Source organism: Pseudarthrobacter linnaei, assembly GCF_055412825.1.
Window position 1 is genome coordinate 246,489 of record NZ_JBVAYX010000004.1, and the last position, 17,421, is coordinate 263,909.

The following is a 17,421-nucleotide window of genomic DNA, read 5'->3' on the forward strand; positions in this document are numbered from 1 at the left end:
CACTTCATGAAGAAAATCCTCATGGTACTGACCAGCGTTTCCGAGATCGGCGATACGGGAGAGAAGACCGGCTACAACGTGGCCGAAGCTGCACATCCCTGGAAGGTCTTCAAGGATTCCGGGCATTTCGTCGACTTCGCGTCCATCCAGGGCGGCCAGCCTCCGCGCGACGAGGTGGACGCGGAAGATCCCATCCAGGTTGCCTTTACCGAGGACGAGACCACGCGCGCCGGTCTCTACAACACGGCCCGCGTCGACGTTGTTGATCCCGACCAGTACGACGCCGTCTTCCTCGTGGGCGGGCACGGCACCATGTGGGACTTCCCGGACAGCGAAGGCCTGCAGAATCTGGTGGCCAGCGTCTACGACGCCGGCGGCCTGGTGGGCGCTGTCTGCCACGGACCGGCCGGCCTGCTGAACGTGGAATTGGAGAACGGGTTCCGCCTCGTCGAGGGCCGGAAGGTGGCCGCCTTCACCAACGACGAGGAGGTTGCCGCAGGGAAGGACAAGGTGATCCCGTTCTTCTTGGCAGACCGACTTGAGGAACAGGGCGCCACCCACGTCTCCGCTGATGTCTTCGAGGAGAAGGTCGTGGTTGACGAGCGGCTGGTGACCGGCCAGAACCCGGCCTCGGCCGCTGGCGTTGCCAAGGAGATGGAGAAGCTCTTCGCAGAGGTCATCCATCAGGAAAAGGCCGAGGAACAGCACGAGACCGAGGCTTTGCGCGCCGAGAAGGACGCCGAGAAAAACGCCAAGAAGGCTGCCGCAGAAGCGGAGCACTAGCCCCAACAGGGCACTGAACTGACGGCCACCCCGACGACGGGGTGGCCGTCAGTTGCGCAGTGTCTGCGCTGTTCCGGGCACGGGTTTAGGCAGGCGCGGCATCGGCCTGTCCGGCTTGTAGCGGCCGGTGATGCCCTCGGTGAGCCGTCGGTCGTCGTGCGGTGGGCCTGCCGCCGGCGCGGAAGCGATAGTGTGTTCTGGGATTACCAGCCACGCGAAAGGGCAGACATTGACTGCTGAACTACCGGTGCTAGCCGAGGGCGATTTCTACTATGAGGTACTGGGCGGGGGGCGTTTCCGCTCCACCATCCACGCCCAGGGCGCCTGGAATGAGCACGAGCAGCATATGGCTCCTGCCTCCGGCATCATGGCCGACTGCCTGGACCGGCATGAGCCCCGCGACGACATGCGGATGGCCCGCCTGAGCTACGAGATACTTGGCCTGATTCCCGGCGGGGAGTTCGAAGTCGTCACCACGACGCTCCGCCCGGGCAGGACGATCGAACTGGTGCAGGCTGAGCTGACCGCGGGCGGCCGCACCGCGATCCGCGCCACGGCGTGGCGGATGATCACCTCCGACACCAGCGCCATCGCGGCATTTGAGGATCCCAGAATTCCCGCGCCGGAGGACTGCGAACCGTATGACGCCGCGACCATCTGGCCGGGCGGCTACATCGCGTCCCTGGAAATGCGGATCGCCGACGGGCACCGCGCCGGGTCGGGCACGGTCTGGCTGCACACCGGGCACCCGCTGACGGACAGGAAGGACAGCAGTGACCTTGCCCGGCTGGTCGGCCTGGTGGACACCGCCAACGGTATCGCCGCCCGGGTTCCCCCGGGAAAGGGCAGCTACTCCTTCCCCAACCTGGACCTCCAGATCCACATGTACCGGCGCCCCGAAGGGGAGTGGCTGGGGCTGGACAACGAGGTCTCCTTCGGCACGGACGGGATTGGCCTGACCTCGACCGTGCTCCACGACCTCACCGGCCCGTTCGGCCGCGCCGAGCAGATCCTGACGCTCCGGAAGTCCTAGTGCTGGGCCGGTCCCGCCGGTAGTGCCGCGGCAACCGGGCAACCGGGCAACCGGCTGCCGCGGGCCGGTGCCGGGCAACCGGCTGCCGCGGGCCGGTCCCGGCTGAAGCCTAGTGGAAGACCACCCAGCCGACCACGGTGGCCAGGCCCGTCAGGACGGCACCCCAGGCGATGTCCGCGACGACGATAATGAGCGGCCAGTTCTTCAGGGTGGCTGCGTTGGTGAGGTCGTAGGTGGCGTAGGCGAAGGTGCCCAGCGCAGCGCCGTAGCCGAGCGCCGTGAGCCAGCTGCCGCCGTCGAGCGCCGGCTGGAGGGCGAAGAAGACGATCCCTGCGACGTACAGGACATAGAAGACGACGGCGTACCCTAGATGGGGTTTGTCTGCCATGAGGTGCCCCAGATGGCGCCGGTAGAACTTGCTCATTGACTTGAGCCAGACGGAATCGATGACGGCGAACGCGGCGGCTACGACGAGGAACTGCAAAATGACCATAGGGGAGCATAACAAGATGCGGCAGGCCGCAGGCGCAGCGCGGACGCTGACGATTTTCCGGCAGGAGGAAACCCTGGGCGCCGCCGCGGACCTGGATCTCGCCCTGGAACTGTTGCGGAAGGTCAAAACCGGCGGTATGGGTCCCATGCTCCGGCTTTACCGGCCGGCGCCCACCGTGGCCTTCGGTCAGCGGGACACGCACCTGCCGGGTTTTGACGCGGCTGCGCAGGCCTGCCGCAGACTGGGCTTCGAACCGCTGGTCCGCAAGGCCGGGGGACGCGCCGCCGCGTACCATCAGGGGACCCTCGTGATCGATCACCTGGAACCGGACACGGACGCGATCGCCGGGGCCAAGAGGCGGTTTTCGTTCTTCGGCGAGCTGCTGGCCAGTGCCCTGCGCAGCGCCGGCGTCGACGCCGCGGTGGGGGAGATCCCCGGCGAGTACTGCCCCGGGGAATTCAGCGTGCACGGGCAGGACCCGGAATTTCCGCAGCACCAGCTCAAGCTGATCGGCACCGCCCAGCGGGTGGTGGCCGGCGGCTGGCTGTTCAGCTCCGTCATCGTGGTGGAGAACTCAGCCCCGATCCGCGCGGTGCTGGAGGCCAGTTACGCCGCCCTTGGCCTGGACTGGGACCCGGCCACTGCGGGCGCCGTCAACGACCTTGTCCCGCACCTGGACGTGGACGCCATCGAGGCGGCCGTGATGGGCGCCTACGCCCGCTACGCCACCCTGGCCTACGGCGACTTCGGCAGCCTGCTCGGCTGAGACCGGCGCAGGCTGTGAATGGCAGATCCATCCAACTGGCAGCAGGGGCCGTTTTCAGCGTTCAAAACGGCCCCTGCTGCTGGTCGGTTAGTGGCCCCGGGCGATCCATTCCTCCAGCTGCGGCGCCTCGGCGCCAACCGTTGTCGGATCGCCGTGGCCGGTGAGCACCACGGTGTCCGCCGGCAGGGTCAGTAGCCGGGCCCTGATGGACTCGACGATGGTGGGGAAGTCGCTGTAGGACCGGCCGGTGGCGCCCGGTCCGCCCTGGAACAGGGTGTCGCCGCTGAACAACGTGGCCTCGCTCTCGAGGGAGAAACACGTGGATCCAGGGGAATGTCCCGGCGTGTGCAGCGCCACGAGCCGGGCTCCAGCGACGTCGAAAGTGTCCCCGTCCTCGATTGGATGGTCCGGTTCGGTGCCCGGGAACACGCGCTCCCAAAGCATCCAGTCCTCGCGGTTGAGGTATACCGGGGCGTTGACGCGCCCACGGACCTCGCCGACGGCGGCTATGTGGTCATCGTGGCCGTGCGTCAGGAGAATCGCCGTGACCTTGCGGCCGGCGACGGCCGCCTCGACGGCGTCGGGGTCGTGCGCCGGGTCAATTATTACGCATTCCGTGTCGTTGCCCACGATCCAGACGTTGTTGTCGACGTCCCAGGTTCCGCCGTCGAGCGAGAAGGTGCCGGAGGTGACCAGCCGGTCGATCCGGACGCCGTTCACAGGGCCGCCGGTCACAGTTCCACGACCGAGCGCAGCACCGAGCCGGAGTGCATCTTGTCGAAGGCTTCCTCGATCTGGTCGATCGTGATCCGCTCCGTGACGAAGGCGTCCAGGTCCAGCTTGCCCTGCTGGTAGAGGTCGATCAGCATGGGGAAGTCGCGCGAGGGGAGGCAGTCGCCGTACCACGAGGACTTGAGGGAGCCGCCGCGGCCGAACACGTCCAGCAGCGGCAGTTCCAGGGTCATATCGGGGTTGGGAACGCCCACAAGGACCACGGTCCCGGCGAGATCGCGGGCGTAGAACGCCTGCTTGTACGTCTCGGGACGTCCGACGGCGTCGATCACGACATCGGCGCCGAAGCCGCCGGTCAGTTCGCGGATCGCCTCGACGGGGTCGACGGTGGAGGAGTCCACGGTGTGTGTTGCGCCGAGGTCCTTGGCGCGTTCGAGCTTCTTCGGGTCGATGTCGACGGCGATCACCGTGGTGGCGCCGGCGAGCGCGGCGCCGGCAACGGCCGCCACACCCACGCCGCCGCAACCGATGACGGCGACGGAATCGCCGCGCTTGACGTTTCCGGTGTTGATGGCTGCGCCGATGCCTGCCATCACGCCGCAGCCGAGCAGGCCGACGGCGGCCGGGTCAGCCTCGGGGTCCACCTTGGTGCACTGACCGGCGGCGACGAGGGTCTTCTCGGCGAAGGCGCCGATGCCGAGCGCCGCGGTGAGTTCGGTGCCGTCCTCGAGCGTCATCTTCTGGACGGCGTTGTGGGTGTTAAAGCAGTACTGCGGCTGGCCCTTGGCGCAGGCGCGGCATTCGCCGCAGACGGCGCGCCAGTTCAGCACCACGCGGTCGCCGGGAGCCACCTCGGTGACGTCCGGTCCCACGGCGCTGACGACGCCGGTGGCCTCGTGGCCGAGCAGGAACGGGAAGTCGTCGTTGATGGCTCCCTGCTTGTAGTGCAGGTCGGTGTGGCAGACGCCGCAGGTGAGGATGTCAACGAGGGCCTCGCCGGGTCCGGGATCCGGAACCAGGATGGTCTCCAGGGTGACGGGTGCTCCCTTGGAGTGGACTACAGCGCCTTTGACTTTATGGACCATGGAAATAGCTCCTCTGCTCGTGTCGCGGTTCTCGCCGCAAAATCTTCATCGCAAGACTTCCGTCACTCAGGACGTCTGTCACACAAAATTCTGTCGTACAACGCGGTGCGGCGCGGCACCCGTGGGTGGCCGCGCCGTCGTCGTTATTGGTTCAGGGGGTGGCCTTAGGCCGCGAGACGGCTCTTGACCTCGGCAGCGGAGGGGTTGGTGGCGGCGGTGCCGTCCGGGAACAGCACGGTGGGAACGGTGCGGTTGCCTCCGTTGAGCTTCTCCACGAGATCTGCGGTGCCGTCCACTTCTTCGATGTTGATTTCGGTGTACCCGATGCCCTGGGCGTCCAGCTGCCTCTTCAGGCGGTTGCAGTAGCCGCACCAGGTGGTCGAAAACATGGTGATGGTGCCGGATTCGGGGGTGAAGTCCACGAAGTTCTCCTCAAAGCTGGTTGACGGCGCGCGATGGGAGCGCCGATTGCCGACAAAAGTCGTACGTTACTCCCAATAACCGTAACCCGGGGACCGGTATTCCCGCAGGGCGGGCGCGGTGGCATGCTGGTGCCATGTGTGGACGCTACGTGATGGCCCGGGCCGTCGGAGACCTGCTGGCCGAGTTCGACGCCGAACTCGAGGACGAGATCGCGATTCCGCCGTCGTGGAATGTGGCCCCGACGGCGGATGTGCCGATCCTGCTCGAACGGCTGGTGGACGGGGAACCGGTCCGGCAGCTCCACCTGGCGCGCTGGGGACTCGTGCCGTCCTGGGCCAAGGACCCGGGCATCGGCTCGAAAATGATCAACGCCCGCAGCGAGAGTGTGCTGGAGAAGCCTGCGTTCCGGAAGGCCACCCGCGCCCGGCGCTGCGCCGTCCCCGCCGACGGCTACTACGAATGGAAGGGTGAAGGCCGCGGCAAGCAGCCCTACTTCGTGCACCCGAGGGACGGCCGTCCGATCGTCTTCGCCGGACTCTACGAATGGTGGAAGGACCCCTCCAAGGCCGAGGACGATCCGGAGCGCTGGCTGCTCTCGACGTCGATCATGACCACAGACTCGCCGCCGGAGGGCTACGCCGGGGGAATGCTGGCCGAACTCACGGCCCTCCACGACCGGGTTCCTCTGCCGATGGACCGGGGGACGATGCAGGCGTGGCTGGACCCCCACACCGACGATGCCGCCGGACTGGTGGATCTGGTCCGGGCCGGGGCGCACGACGTCGCGGAAGGCTGGACGATCGACGCCGTCGGCACCGCGGTCGGGAACGTAAGGAACGACTCACCGGAACTCATCCAGCCGGCGGGGAGCCTGTTCTAGTCGGCGCCCACTCGCCGGGCGGGGGTGCCGCACCTGGCGTGTTGGCCCGCGAATGGATGATCACTGATGAACCCGCGGTGGGAACGGACTGCCAGGGGACGGGGCCGGGAGAGCCGCACGACACCGGCGGGTCGGATTACTTGGGAACCTTCGTTGCGTTCCAGGGACGCTGCGTGGTGCCGCCGACAGACGCCGGCACCACCGCTGCTCCCTCGCTCACCGCACACCGGCTCGAAAAAGCGTGCCGCCGTGTACTCCCGTCACGTTAGCGGGGCCAACTATCACCTCAACAGGGCCATTGTGCCCTGGGTCACCAATATCCTGGTTTCGGGGGCGTCGGACGGCTGATTCACCTGTGGGGATTCCCGGCACTCCAGGTCCCGGAGCCGATGCCTAAATGTTGTCGAGGGCTCCGGGCTGCCGGGCAAGATCGTCCTCGGCGTGGGCCACCACCGGCATGCCGCCGCGGCCTACGGTGAGTGGCGTCCGGTGATAGCCGTGGTAGGTCATCGTTCCGCCGGAGAGCAGGGCCACGTCCTCGAAGCCGTTCTGCTTCAGCACGCAGTAGGCGAGGTAGCTGCGGAACCCCGAGCGGCAGTAGGTGTACACGGGCTTGTCGCGGGGCACTTCGTCGAGCCGCTGGCGCAGCTCTGTGTAGGGAACCAGGATCGCCCCGGGGAGGTGCCAGGCGTCAAACTCCTCTACGGTACGGGTGTCCAGAAGGGTCACCCGGTCGGCGCATTCCGGGAACTCCTCGGGGTACCAGAGGTCGACGTCGCCGCGCAGCAGGTTGGCGCCAATGAAGCCCGCCATGTTTACGGGGTCTTTCGCCGATCCGTACGGCGGGGCGTATGCGAGTTCCAGATGCTCCAGGTCGTAAATCGACATCCCGGCGCGCAGCGCAACTGCAAGTACGTCGATGCGCTTGTCGACACCGTCCCAACCGAGCACCTGTCCACCCAGCAGCTTCCCGTCGTCCGGGGCGAACAACACCTTGAGGAACAGCGGCGCAGAGCCGGGATAGTAGGCTGCGTGGCCGTTCTGGTGGGTGTAGACCTTGCGGTACTCCATCCCCGCGGCGCGCAGCTCTGTCTCGGTCATCCCGGTGCCGCCGGCGGTCATCTCGAATACCTTGACCACAGCCGTCCCTTGCGAGCCGCGGTACTCGGTGTTCCGGCCAGCGATCGTCTCGGCGGCAATCCGGCCTTGCCGGTTCGCCGGGCCCGCCAGCATCGAGAGCACCGGCTTGCCAGTGAGGAAGTGAGCAGTCTCCACGGCGTCACCGGCAGCGAGGACGTCGGGTGCCGATGTGCGCATCTGCGCGTCAACCACGATGCCCCCGCGGGCTCCGATTTTCAGTCCGGCGTCCCGGGCGAGGGCCACGTTCGGGCGTGCACCGGACGCCATGACCACGACGTCGGTCTCGATAGCCGTGCCGTCGGAAAGATCGAGGACCAGCCGGTCGTTCTCCGTGCGGCGTACCGCGGTAGCCGAGGTGCCGAGCCGAAGGTCCACATCCTGGGTGCTGACGTGGTAGTCCAGGATCTGGGTCATCTCGGGGTCGAGCCACGGCATCAGCCGCTCGGTCCGCTCGACGACTGTCGTCTGCAGCCCGCGGGCCCGGAACGCTTCCGTGAGTTCCAGTCCGATGTAGCTGCCGCCGACGACCACAGCGCTGGAGGCCCCGCGGTCCAGGCGAGCGATGATCCGGTCCATGTCCGGGATGTTGCGCAGAACGTCGACCCGGGGGTCGTCCGCTCCCGGGATCGGGGGCCGGACCGGTTCGGCCCCAGTGCACAGTACAAGCTTGTCGTAGGACTCCCTGTACGGCCGCCCGTGCTCTTTGTCGTGTACCTCGACCTCCTTGGCAGCCAGGTCGATGCTGACCACGTCCTGTCCGGTCCGTACGTCCAGCGCCAGGCTCTTAGCCAGGCTTTCAGGTGTCTGGAGCAGGAGGCTGTCACGCTCGGGGATCATTCCGCCAATGTGGTAAGGCAGCCCGCAATTGGCGAACGAGACGTATTGGTCGCGCTCGAGTATGACGATCTCGGCCGACTCATCGAGGCGCCTCAGACGTGCGCCGGTCGACGCACCCGCTGCGACCCCTCCAACGATGACTGTCTTCATCGGTCCTCCCAGCCTCCTGGGGTTCCCACTCCCGGCGGTTTGCCGGCCGGGAACCCCTTGCCTCGCGGAGCAGAGCACACCGGCTCGAAGATGTGTGCCGCCGTGTGCTCAAGTCACGGTAGCCGCCCCGGCGAACACCTCAATAGGGCCTTATGGCCGTAGCCTCGGCGGCCCCTCGGGCGCGGGAAGCAGGCAGTGTCGTCGGCTGCCCTGCGGTGAGCCTTCAGAGCGTCACTTTGCCGCCGCCGTCGACCGCCCAGCTGGGATTGAACGCCACTTCCCAGCGGTAGCCGTCGGGATCGGCGAAATAGCCGGTGTAACCGCCCCAGGGCTGGGTCTTCGGCCCGGCGATGATTTCCGCCCCGGCCGAGTTCGCCTCCGCCATCACCCAATCGACTTCCGCCGTGCTGGCCAGGTTGTGGCTCAGGGTGATGCAGGGACGGCCGGCAGGAGGATCGGTGGCGGCTTCGGCCTGCATCTGCCCGGCGTCCCAGAGCGAGAGGATCAGGCCGTGATTGGCCTGGATGAAGAGGACCTCGCCACGGACTTCCCGGTGCACGGGCCAGCCCAGGCCGTCGACGTAGAAACCGCGGGAGGCGTCAACACTGCGGACACCCAGTGAAATTAAATCGACTCGTGGCTGCATCGTTCGATACTGTCATGGACATGTCCACACATCCCCAAAATGATAAAGCTGCCAGGGCCGACCGGGAACAGCTCGCCGCTGTGCGGGTGGCTGTTGACGAGGTGGACGAGCAGATCGTGTCGCTGATCGGACGCCGCGAGCGCCTGATCCGGATCGCCGGAACCCTCAAGGCCGATAGCGCCGAGGTCCGTGCCCCCGGCCGCGTGGAACGGGTTATCGAACACGTCCGCGCCACGGCGGAACAGAAGGACATCGACGTCGAACTCGTTGAGAAGACCTACCGGGCCATGATCGACGCCTTCATCACGCTCGAACTGGAAGTCTACAAAGCCAGCTCCTAGGCCAGTTCCTGGGCCCGGGGGGCCTAGAGGGATTCCTCCACCGGGACGTTCGCCTGGTAGTCGCGGCCGTCGCAGTCGCTGAACGCCGTCATGAGGTGGCCCTTGGCCAGGCCCATGACGGTGCTGATCGGGAAGTTCCCGGTGATCGTGTTGCCGGAGTGCTCCACGCCCTTGAGGTCAAAGTTCTCCTCGGTGCCGTCGTGGCTGAAGCAGTAGAAGGACACGGCCTCCCCGTTCATGAACTCGATCCCCATTCGTCGCTGGTGGGAGTGGTCAGGGGTTGCTGCCACCAGCCCCACAACGTAGGCGCCCTGACCGGGGATATTTCCGTCTATATCGAACTTCGCCACCAAGGATGTGTCCTCGGCGGCGATGCTTACGTGCTTGAGAAGTGCGTTATGGGAGCTCATGGCTCAATCCTGCTACCTGTGCCTGCGTCCGTCCACCCCTGATCTAGGTTTTGCCCCGGCACCGTCGTAGACTGGAGTTGTTCGAAGATATGTTCGAATAGGTGCTGACAGTTTTAGTTCAGACGGTTTTACAGATGGCGGGGTCCGGGAGGCGCGATGGGCATGTTCAGCGAGTCGGTGAAGGTCGTCTGCGCACCCTCCGGCGAGCCCCTGGAACTCGACTGGGCCGGCCGCAACTACTCCGTCTGTGCGGAACCGGTGCGCTGGTACGAGCGGCGCCAATGGTGGACGGAGGAGCAGCGCGCACCCCTGGGGAGCGGTCCCGGCCTGGTGGATCATGAGATCTGGCGGGTCCAGGTGCGCCGGGCAGAGGCCGCCGACCCGGAAAGCCTCACCCTTGACCTAACCCGGCATGTGGGCAGCGGACGCTGGCGCCTGCTGCGGATCCACGATGGCCGGCTTCCCGTCCGGAAGCCCGCATCGGCATGAGCTTCACCCATCTCCATGTCTCCACCGCCTTCAGCGCCCACTACGGGGTCTCCTGGCCTGAGGAGCTGGCCGCCGTCGCGGCCGCGGACGGGGCGACGGCGCTCGCCTGCACAGACCGCGACGGCCTCTACGGGACGGTCAAGCACCTGAAGGCCTGCATGGCCGCGGGGCTGGACCCGATCGTTGGAGTGGACCTTGCGGTCTTTGACGATGACGGCGACCTCCGCACCCAGGTGGGGGGCCGCGTCGTCGTCCTGGCCCACGGGCACAACAACGGCGCCGGCTACCGCGCGCTGTGCCGGCTGATCTCCGATGCGCATGCCCGCACCACGGGCAAAGCCGGGGGAGCCGTGCCGGTCGCCGTGACCCGTGCCGAGCTGGCGTCCCGCACCCTGCACCCGGAAACGCTCAAGCCGGTGCTGACCGTGCTGATCGGCCCGGACTCCGACGTCGGACGTGCCATGGGCGGCAGGCGCTACCTGCGCCCCCGCACCCTGTTCAAACGCTGGCTCGATGCCATGCCGCCCGGGACCATCGCCGCCGAGGTGGTCAGCCAGCTCAGCCCGCCCGGGGAACCACTCAGCACCGCCCACGCGGTGCGGATGCTCAAGCTCGCCGCCGAACACGGGGTTCCGGCCGTGCTGAGCAACGCCGTGCGGTATGTCGCCGAGGACGGAGCGGCCACCGCGGATGTGCTGGATTCCGCCCGCACCCTCAAATCGCTGCCCGAACTCTCCGCCGCCCCGCAGCTCCAGCCCAACGGGCAGGGCTGGCTCAAATCCGCGGAACAGATGCTCCAGCTGGGCAAGGAGATCATGCACGCTGCCGGGTACGGCGCCGCGGACCTCAAGAACCTGTTGGCGCAGACCGGGGCGCTCGCGGACCGCTGCCGGACCGATCCGGTGACGGACATGGGATGGAAACAGCCCGTGGTGCCGGAAGCCTCGGTCATCGGAATCGCCGGGGACGCCCTGGTGGAGCTCACCCAGCGCTGTGAGGCAGGCATCAGCCGGCGGTTCCCCGGGATCACCGGCAGACCCGCCGAGGAACTGCGCTCGCGGCTGGGGCACGAGCTGAGGATCATCGACAGCCTGGGATTCGCCGCCTATTTCCTGACCGTGGCAGAGGTTTCCCGGATGATCCTGGACATGGGTGTCCGCGCGGCGGCCCGCGGCTCGGGGGCCTCCAGCCTGGTCAACTTCCTAATCGACGTCAGCCAGGTGAATCCGCTGGAACACGACCTGATCTTCGAACGATTCCTCTCCCGGGACCGCGCCACCCTGCCGGACATCGACATCGACGTTGAAAGCGCCGAACGGCACAACGTGTACCGGAGGATTTTTGAGCGCTTCGGCTCCGAGCGCGTCACGCTGATGAGCATGCAAAACGGCTACCGCGCTCGCGGTGCCGTGCGCGACGCCGGGCTGGCCCTGGGCATGGAGGAGGGCGAGGTCGGGGACATCGCCAAGCAGCTGTGGCGTTTCTCGGCCCGGAACTTCCGCGAAGCCCTGGCGGAAAAGCCGGAGCTGAAGGAATTCGCCGGCAGGGTGGGGCAGCGCGATTTCAGGGAGAACCAGCAGCTGGACCTGCTGGTGGATCTCACCGAACGGCTGGACCGGCTGCCGCGCCACATCTCCATGCACCCTTGCGGGGTGATCCTGGGGGACGCCACCCTGCTGGACCGTACGCCCGTGCAGCCCAGCGGACTGGGCCTGCCAATGAGCCAGTTCGACAAGCACGACATGGACCCGATGGGCATGCTCAAGCTCGATGTCCTCGGCGTCCGGATGCAAAGCGCCATGGCCTTCGCCGTCCGCGAGGTGATCCGCCTGCATCCCTCCAAAGCCGAGGTGGTGGCCGCCGGCGCACACCCCCCGGGGCCGGACGGGGCAGGCCCGGACTACATCGCCCCGGACGGGAAGATCGACCTCAACGCAGTGCCGCTTGACGACGAACCCACCTATGAGCTGATCCGCAGCACCCACACCCTGGGCTGCTTCCAGATCGAATCGCCCGGGCAGCGGGAGCTCATCGGCAAACTCGCCCCGCGGGAGTTCAATGACCTCATCATCGACATCTCCCTGTTCCGGCCGGGGCCGATGAAATCGGACATGGTCCGGCCCTTCCTGGAGCATCGGCACGGCTTCGCGCCCGAGGTCTATCCGCACCCGGACCTCAAACCCGTCCTGAAGGAGACACACGGCGTCACGGTGTTCCATGAGCAGATCCTGAAGACCTTTGATGTCATGACCGGCTGCGGGCTGGCGCGGGCTGACGAATTCCGCCGCGCCCTCGGCAACGAGGTCCTGGAAGGCAAGGTGGAGGAGTTCTTCCGGAAGGAGGCCCGCTCGCGGGGGTACAGTCCCGAAGTGGTGGACAAGGTTTGGGGGACGCTGAAGGCCTTCGGCAGCTTCGGGTTCTGCAAAGCCCACGGCGCCGCTTTTGCCGTGCCCACGTACCAGTCGGCCTGGCTCAAGACCCACCACCCCGAGGCCTTCCTCGCCGGGCTGTGGGAACACGATCCGGGGATGTATCCCAAACGGCTCCTGGTGGCCGAGGCGCGGCGGCTGGGAATCCCCATCCTGGCCCTGGACATCAACCGCAGCCAGGCCGAGTACCGGGTGGAACGCGTGGCTACCGGTCTGGACCGCGGCAAGCTGGGCATCCGGCTGAGCCTGAACGGCATCTATGGTCTCTCCGGAACCGAGCTGAAAAGAATCGTGGCGGGACAGCCCTATGACTCGCTCGCGGACCTGCGGGCCCGGTCCCGGCTGAGCAAACCCAGCATCCAGCGACTGGCCCAGCTGGGGGCCTTCGACTCCCTGCACCGGGCCTCCGGCGGGACGGCCAACCGCGCGGACCTGGTGCACCATCTGCAGACCCTGCAAAGCAGGCCACAGCGGAAAGGCATCGACGTGATCGAGGGGCAGCTCTCCCTGCCACTGGGGGACGTCGAGCTGAAAAACCTCAAGGCCGGCCTTCCCGCGCCCACGCTGGTGGATACGGTCCGGGCCGAGCTGGACCTGATGGCGGTGGATGTCAGCGACCACCTGATGGCCAGCCACCGGCCGCTGCTGGACCGGCTCGGCGTCACAACCGCGGACCGGCTGCTGGGACTGCGCAACGGCACCGAGGTGCTGGTCGCCGGGGTCCGCGTCGCCACCCAGACCCCACCCATGCGGGGAGGGCGCCGTGTGGTGTTCATCAGCATCGACGACGGCACGGGTTGCGTGGACTCGGTCTTCTTCCATGAGGCACAGGAGCTGGCCGGGCCGCTGCTGTTCGGCACCCGGCTGCTGCTGATCCGCGGAACCACCCGGCGGACCGGGCCGAGGGGGATCAGCATCAGCGCCGGCATGGCCTGGGACCTGAGCCGGACAGAGACCCTGCCGTTCCCGGTTCCGGCTTCCGGGATCCCGCAGCACCAGCCCCTGGAACCTGAGCCGCCCGGCCCGCTGGACGGGATCAGCCGCAACCTCGCCATTACCGGGCTGGGAGGCTGAGTGGCGCGTTGGTTGGCCTCTTCAGAAACCGATAGCATGGACGAGGCTGGCTGTGGTCCCCGTACGCCACAAGCTACGAAGCCTTAACTTTGAATAGGAGACACCCGTGTCAGATGCCCAGCAGATCACCCTTCTCGTCGATGGCGAAGAAACCAAGGTGACTACCGGGACCACCGGCGCGGAACTCTTTTTTGAGCGCCGCGACGTCGTTGTGGCCCGCGTCAACGGCGAGCTGAAAGACCTTGACCAGCCGCTGACCGAAGATGCCACGATCGAGGGCGTCACGATCGACTCCCCGGACGGGCTCAACGTCCTGCGCCACTCCGCCGCCCACGTCATGGCACAGGCCGTGCAGCAGCTGCGTCCCGACGCCAAACTGGGCATCGGCCCCTACATCACCGACGGCTTCTACTTCGACTTCGACGTCGAGGAGCCGTTCACGCCGGAAGACCTGAAGACCCTGGAAAAGATGATGCAGAAGATCATCAACCAGAACCAGAAGTTTGTCCGCCGCGTGGTCACCGAGGATGAGGCCCGCGAGGCGATGAAGGACGAGCCGTACAAGCTCGAACTGCTGGGCAAGAAGAACAACGCCGCCGAAGCGGGCGAAGGTGTCAACGTCGAGGTCGGCGCCGGCGACATCACCATCTACGACAACGTGGACCGCAAGAGCGGGGACAGCATCTGGTGCGACCTGTGCCGCGGCCCGCACCTGCCCAACACCAAGCTGATCTCCAACGCGTTCGCCCTGACCCGGTCCTCCGCCGCCTACTGGCTGGGCAACCAGAACAACCAGCAGCTGCAGCGCATCTACGGCACCGCCTGGCCCACCAAGGACGCCCTCAAGGCCTACCAGGAGCGCATCGCCGAGGCCGAACGCCGGGACCACCGCAAACTCGGCGCTGAGCTGGACCTGTTCTCCTTCCCGGACGAGCTGGGCTCCGGCCTGCCGGTCTTCCACCCCAAGGGCGGCATCATCCGCAAGGCCATGGAGGACTACTCCCGCCAGCGCCACGTTGACGCCGGCTACGACTTCGTCTACACCCCGCACATCACCAAGGGCCATCTCTACGAGGTCTCCGGCCACCTGGACTGGTACAAGGAGGGCATGTTCCCGGCGATGCACATCGACGCGGAACTGAACGAGGACGGCACCGTGCGCAAGCCCGGCCAGGACTACTACCTGAAGCCGATGAACTGCCCCATGCACAACCTCATCTTCCGCTCCCGTGGACGGTCCTACCGCGAACTGCCGCTGCGGCTCTTCGAATTCGGCGCCGTCTACCGCTACGAGAAGTCCGGCGTCGTGCATGGCCTCACCCGGGTGCGCGGCATGACCCAGGACGACGCCCATATCTACTGCACCAGGGAGCAGATGAAGGACGAGCTCACCACGACGCTGAACTTCGTGCTGGGCCTGCTCAAGGACTATGGCCTGGACGACTTCTACCTGGAACTCTCCACCAAGAACCCGGAGAAGTTCGTCGGCGACGACGCCACGTGGGACGAGGCCACCCGCACCCTCGCCGAGGTCGCCGAAGCCTCCGGTCTGGAACTCATCCCCGATCCGGGCGGCGCCGCGTTCTACGGCCCTAAGATCTCCGTCCAGACCAAGGACGCCCTCGGACGGACCTGGCAGATGTCCACCATCCAGCTGGACTTCAACCTGCCGGAGCGCTTTGAACTCGAGTTCCAGGCCGCGGACGGCACCCGCCAGCGCCCGGTGATGATCCACCGCGCCCTGTTCGGCTCCGTGGAACGGTTCATGGGTGTACTCACCGAGCACTACGCCGGCGCCTTCCCGGCCTGGCTGGCACCCGTCCAGGTGGTCGGCATCCCGGTGGCAGAGGCCTTCAACGACTACATGTTCGACGTCGTGGACCAGCTCAAGGCCGCGGGCATCCGCGCCGAGGTGGACATGTCCTCGGACCGTTTCCCGAAGAAGATCCGCACCGCCAGCAAGGACAAGATCCCGTTCGTGCTGATCGCCGGCGGGGACGACGCTGAAGCCGGCGCCGTGTCCTTCCGCTTCCGTGACGGCAGCCAGGACAACGGCGTGCCGGTGGCCGAGGCCGTGCAGCGGATCGTCGACGCCGTCCGCAACCGGACCAGCTAGCGGACAGGGAAGAACCAGGCATGCAGGAAACCACAGGGGCGGCTCCGGAGTATCCGGGGGACGACGGCGTGACCGACGACTTTGGCCTGGCCGGGGTGCCGGACGCGTTCCAGCGGCTGTGGACCCCGCACCGGATGGCGTACATCAAGGGCGGGCAGCACCAGTTCAAAAACGTGGACGACTGCCCGTTCTGCGTGGCGCCGGAACGCGAGGATGACGATTCCCTGATTGTCTACCGCGGGCGGACCAGCTACGTCGTGCTGAACCTCTTCCCGTACAACCCGGGCCACCTGCTGGTCTGCCCGTACCGGCACATCCCCGATTACACGGACCTGACCGTGGAGGAAACAGCCGAATTCGCCGAGCTGACGCAGACGGCCATGCGCGTACTGCGCAAGGTCGCCAACCCCACCGGTTTCAACCTTGGGATGAACCAGGGCGTGACCGGCGGCGCCGGGATCGCCGGGCACTTGCACCAGCATGTGGTGCCGCGCTGGGGCGGGGACGGGAACTTCTTCCCGATCATCGCCCAGACCAAGGCCATCACCCAGACCCTGGGCGAGGTCCGCCAGCAGGTGGCGGAGGCCTGGCCCCAGGCCGCCGACGCGGGGCCGGCGGCTACCGGGGCGACGGATGCTGAATAGGCACGCGCGCGGTTTCTTCACCGCGCTGTTCACCCCGCTTGCCCGCTGGCTGCTGCGGATCGGTGTCTCCCCGGACGCCGTCACCATCGTCGGGACGCTCGGCGTGGTTGTCGGCGCCCTGGTGTTCTACCCGCTGGGCCAGCTCTGGTGGGGCACGCTCTTCATCACCGCGTTCATCTTCTCGGACGTCATCGACGGCATCATGGCACGGATGCAAAAGGGCGGAGGCCGCTGGGGCAACTTCCTGGACTCCACCCTGGACCGGATAGCGGACGGTGCACTGTTCGCCGGCGTCGCGGTCTGGTTCTTCACCGGAGGGGCGGACACACCCATCGCGATCGCCGCCGTCGTCTGCCTGGTCCTGGGCATGGTGGTCTCCTATGCCCGGGCGAAGGCCGAGTCCCTGGGCTTCCAGGCAAATGTGGGCCTTGCCGAGCGTGCCGAGCGGCTGGTCTCCGTCCTCGTGGTCACCGGCTTCACGGGTATCGGCCTGCCCACTGTGGTTCTTTTTGGAACGCTGTGCCTCCTCGCCGCCGCGAGCCTCGTGACGATCATCCAGCGGATCATCACCGTGCGCCGCCAGTCGCTGGAAGAGGCGGAGGGCACCGCAACCGGACAGGCCGCCTGAGTGCGCAACCCCGTCCTGTCAGCGGGTGTAACCGGAATTCAGCCGGGCGCGGCGGGGGACTAGTATTAGCACTACCGGCCAATGGATCCGGTAATCCGGGGTGTGCGAAGCGGCATCTGTGTGCCGTCCGCGCTCCGGCGAGGTCATCTATCTACCCATAGGGGTTTTTGTGTCTACACCTGATGTAAGCAGCGAAGCCGGCGCGTCCGCGAAGAGCGTTACGGGCAGCAACCGCGTTAAGCGCGGCATGGCGGAGATGCTCAAGGGCGGCGTCATCATGGACGTCGTCAACGTCGAGCAGGCCCGCATCGCTGAGGATGCC

Annotated in this window: 16 protein-coding genes and 2 pseudogenes; 11 read left to right on the forward strand and 7 right to left on the reverse strand. The window is 66.8% G+C overall.

Annotated elements, in window-relative coordinates; all coding sequences use genetic code 11:
* Positions 1 to 6: 6 nt before the first annotated feature.
* Both ACZYZ3_RS06370 and ACZYZ3_RS06375 read left to right on the forward strand, forming a co-directional pair.
* Positions 7 to 783 carry a type 1 glutamine amidotransferase domain-containing protein gene (locus tag ACZYZ3_RS06370; RefSeq protein ID WP_463962978.1) on the forward strand — a complete coding sequence of 259 codons (777 nt, stop codon included), beginning with the start codon at positions 7 to 9 and terminating at the stop codon, positions 781 to 783.
* A 229-nt stretch (positions 784 to 1,012) separates the two neighbouring features.
* On the forward strand, positions 1,013 to 1,816 hold the full coding sequence (locus ACZYZ3_RS06375; protein WP_463962979.1) for a thioesterase family protein: 804 nt from the start codon (positions 1,013 to 1,015) through the stop codon (positions 1,814 to 1,816).
* A gap of 109 nt (positions 1,817 to 1,925) precedes the next feature.
* Here the strand turns inward: ACZYZ3_RS06375 and ACZYZ3_RS06380 are convergent, their stop codons facing one another.
* Positions 1,926 to 2,309 (reverse strand): DUF2177 family protein, encoded by a 384-nt coding sequence (locus tag ACZYZ3_RS06380; RefSeq protein ID WP_463962980.1) that lies wholly within the window; start codon positions 2,307 to 2,309, stop codon positions 1,926 to 1,928.
* 16 nt (positions 2,310 to 2,325) lie between these two features.
* On the opposite strand from ACZYZ3_RS06380, the gene ACZYZ3_RS06385 reads away from it, so the two are divergent.
* Positions 2,326 to 3,075 (forward strand): lipoate--protein ligase family protein, encoded by a 750-nt coding sequence (locus ACZYZ3_RS06385; protein WP_463963002.1) that lies wholly within the window; start codon positions 2,326 to 2,328, stop codon positions 3,073 to 3,075.
* Positions 3,076 to 3,162: 87 nt separating this feature from the next.
* Here the strand turns inward: ACZYZ3_RS06385 and ACZYZ3_RS06390 are convergent, their stop codons facing one another.
* From ACZYZ3_RS06390 to ACZYZ3_RS06400, 3 genes and pseudogenes are all read right to left on the reverse strand, one after another.
* Entirely contained in the window at positions 3,163 to 3,810 is a 648-nt protein-coding gene (locus ACZYZ3_RS06390) for an MBL fold metallo-hydrolase (protein WP_463962981.1), read from the reverse strand.
* Positions 3,807 to 4,892, reverse strand: coding sequence for an S-(hydroxymethyl)mycothiol dehydrogenase (locus tag ACZYZ3_RS06395; protein ID WP_463962982.1), 1,086 nt, complete (start codon positions 4,890 to 4,892; stop codon positions 3,807 to 3,809). Before ACZYZ3_RS06395 ends, ACZYZ3_RS06390 begins: the two co-directional genes overlap by 4 nt.
* 164 nt (positions 4,893 to 5,056) lie before the next feature.
* A pseudogene (locus ACZYZ3_RS06400) lies at positions 5,057 to 5,344 on the reverse strand (mycoredoxin); the annotation flags it as partial.
* Between the two features lie 104 nt (positions 5,345 to 5,448).
* Here ACZYZ3_RS06400 and ACZYZ3_RS06405 point away from each other — a divergent pair.
* Entirely contained in the window at positions 5,449 to 6,195 is a 747-nt protein-coding gene (locus ACZYZ3_RS06405; protein ID WP_463962983.1) for an SOS response-associated peptidase, read from the forward strand.
* 393 nt (positions 6,196 to 6,588) lie between these two features.
* On the opposite strand, the gene ACZYZ3_RS06410 is transcribed toward ACZYZ3_RS06405, so the two are convergent.
* Together ACZYZ3_RS06410 and ACZYZ3_RS06415 are read right to left on the reverse strand one after the other, a co-directional pair.
* Entirely contained in the window at positions 6,589 to 8,322 is a 1,734-nt protein-coding gene (locus tag ACZYZ3_RS06410; RefSeq protein ID WP_463962984.1) for an FAD-dependent oxidoreductase, read from the reverse strand.
* A 223-nt stretch (positions 8,323 to 8,545) separates the two neighbouring features.
* Positions 8,546 to 8,968: a VOC family protein gene (locus tag ACZYZ3_RS06415; protein WP_463962985.1), complete on the reverse strand. Its 423-nt coding sequence runs from the start codon at positions 8,966 to 8,968 to the stop codon at positions 8,546 to 8,548.
* Positions 8,969 to 8,982: 14 nt separating this feature from the next.
* Here ACZYZ3_RS06415 and ACZYZ3_RS06420 point away from each other — a divergent pair, with 14 nt between their 5' ends.
* A complete protein-coding gene (locus ACZYZ3_RS06420) occupies positions 8,983 to 9,309 on the forward strand; it encodes a chorismate mutase (RefSeq protein ID WP_463962986.1) in 327 nt (108 codons plus the stop codon).
* 23 nt (positions 9,310 to 9,332) lie between these two features.
* Here the strand turns inward: ACZYZ3_RS06420 and ACZYZ3_RS06425 are convergent, their stop codons facing one another.
* Complete coding sequence (locus ACZYZ3_RS06425; RefSeq protein ID WP_463962987.1) at positions 9,333 to 9,719, reverse strand: hypothetical protein; 387 nt, start codon at positions 9,717 to 9,719, stop codon at positions 9,333 to 9,335.
* A 156-nt stretch (positions 9,720 to 9,875) separates the two neighbouring features.
* On the opposite strand from ACZYZ3_RS06425, the gene ACZYZ3_RS06430 reads away from it, so the two are divergent.
* From ACZYZ3_RS06430 to ACZYZ3_RS06455, 6 genes and pseudogenes are all read left to right on the forward strand, one after another.
* On the forward strand, positions 9,876 to 10,208 hold the full coding sequence (locus ACZYZ3_RS06430) for a DUF6504 family protein (protein ID WP_463962988.1): 333 nt from the start codon (positions 9,876 to 9,878) through the stop codon (positions 10,206 to 10,208).
* Entirely contained in the window at positions 10,205 to 13,711 is a 3,507-nt protein-coding gene (locus tag ACZYZ3_RS06435) for a DNA polymerase III subunit alpha (protein ID WP_463962989.1), read from the forward strand. Before ACZYZ3_RS06430 ends, ACZYZ3_RS06435 begins: the two co-directional genes overlap by 4 nt.
* Positions 13,712 to 13,817: 106 nt before the next feature.
* A complete protein-coding gene (thrS, locus tag ACZYZ3_RS06440; RefSeq protein ID WP_463962990.1) occupies positions 13,818 to 15,827 on the forward strand; it encodes a threonine--tRNA ligase in 2,010 nt (669 codons plus the stop codon).
* Positions 15,828 to 15,847: 20 nt separating this feature from the next.
* On the forward strand, positions 15,848 to 16,471 hold the full coding sequence (locus ACZYZ3_RS06445) for an HIT family protein (RefSeq protein ID WP_463962991.1): 624 nt from the start codon (positions 15,848 to 15,850) through the stop codon (positions 16,469 to 16,471).
* A complete protein-coding gene (gene pgsA, locus ACZYZ3_RS06450) occupies positions 16,461 to 17,099 on the forward strand; it encodes a phosphatidylinositol phosphate synthase (protein ID WP_463962992.1) in 639 nt (212 codons plus the stop codon). Before ACZYZ3_RS06445 ends, pgsA begins: the two co-directional genes overlap by 11 nt.
* Before the next feature lie 169 nt (positions 17,100 to 17,268).
* A pseudogene (locus ACZYZ3_RS06455) lies at positions 17,269 to 17,421 on the forward strand (pyridoxal 5'-phosphate synthase lyase subunit PdxS); the annotation flags it as partial.

Coding starts and splice junctions, on each gene's coding strand:
- ACZYZ3_RS06370 (WP_463962978.1), top strand. CDS start 7: ATGAAGAAAATCCTCATGGTACTGACCAGCGTTTCCGAGATCGGCGAT.
- ACZYZ3_RS06380 (WP_463962980.1), bottom strand. CDS start 2,309: ATGGTCATTTTGCAGTTCCTCGTCGTAGCCGCCGCGTTCGCCGTCATC.
- ACZYZ3_RS06385 (WP_463963002.1), top strand. CDS start 2,326: ATGCGGCAGGCCGCAGGCGCAGCGCGGACGCTGACGATTTTCCGGCAG.
- ACZYZ3_RS06395 (WP_463962982.1), bottom strand. CDS start 4,892: ATGGTCCATAAAGTCAAAGGCGCTGTAGTCCACTCCAAGGGAGCACCC.
- ACZYZ3_RS06405 (WP_463962983.1), top strand. CDS start 5,449: ATGTGTGGACGCTACGTGATGGCCCGGGCCGTCGGAGACCTGCTGGCC.
- ACZYZ3_RS06410 (WP_463962984.1), bottom strand. CDS start 8,322: ATGAAGACAGTCATCGTTGGAGGGGTCGCAGCGGGTGCGTCGACCGGC.
- ACZYZ3_RS06415 (WP_463962985.1), bottom strand. CDS start 8,968: ATGCAGCCACGAGTCGATTTAATTTCACTGGGTGTCCGCAGTGTTGAC.
- ACZYZ3_RS06420 (WP_463962986.1), top strand. CDS start 8,983: ATGGACATGTCCACACATCCCCAAAATGATAAAGCTGCCAGGGCCGAC.
- ACZYZ3_RS06425 (WP_463962987.1), bottom strand. CDS start 9,719: ATGAGCTCCCATAACGCACTTCTCAAGCACGTAAGCATCGCCGCCGAG.
- ACZYZ3_RS06430 (WP_463962988.1), top strand. CDS start 9,876: ATGGGCATGTTCAGCGAGTCGGTGAAGGTCGTCTGCGCACCCTCCGGC.
- ACZYZ3_RS06435 (WP_463962989.1), top strand. CDS start 10,205: ATGAGCTTCACCCATCTCCATGTCTCCACCGCCTTCAGCGCCCACTAC.
- ACZYZ3_RS06445 (WP_463962991.1), top strand. CDS start 15,848: ATGCAGGAAACCACAGGGGCGGCTCCGGAGTATCCGGGGGACGACGGC.
- pgsA (WP_463962992.1), top strand. CDS start 16,461: ATGCTGAATAGGCACGCGCGCGGTTTCTTCACCGCGCTGTTCACCCCG.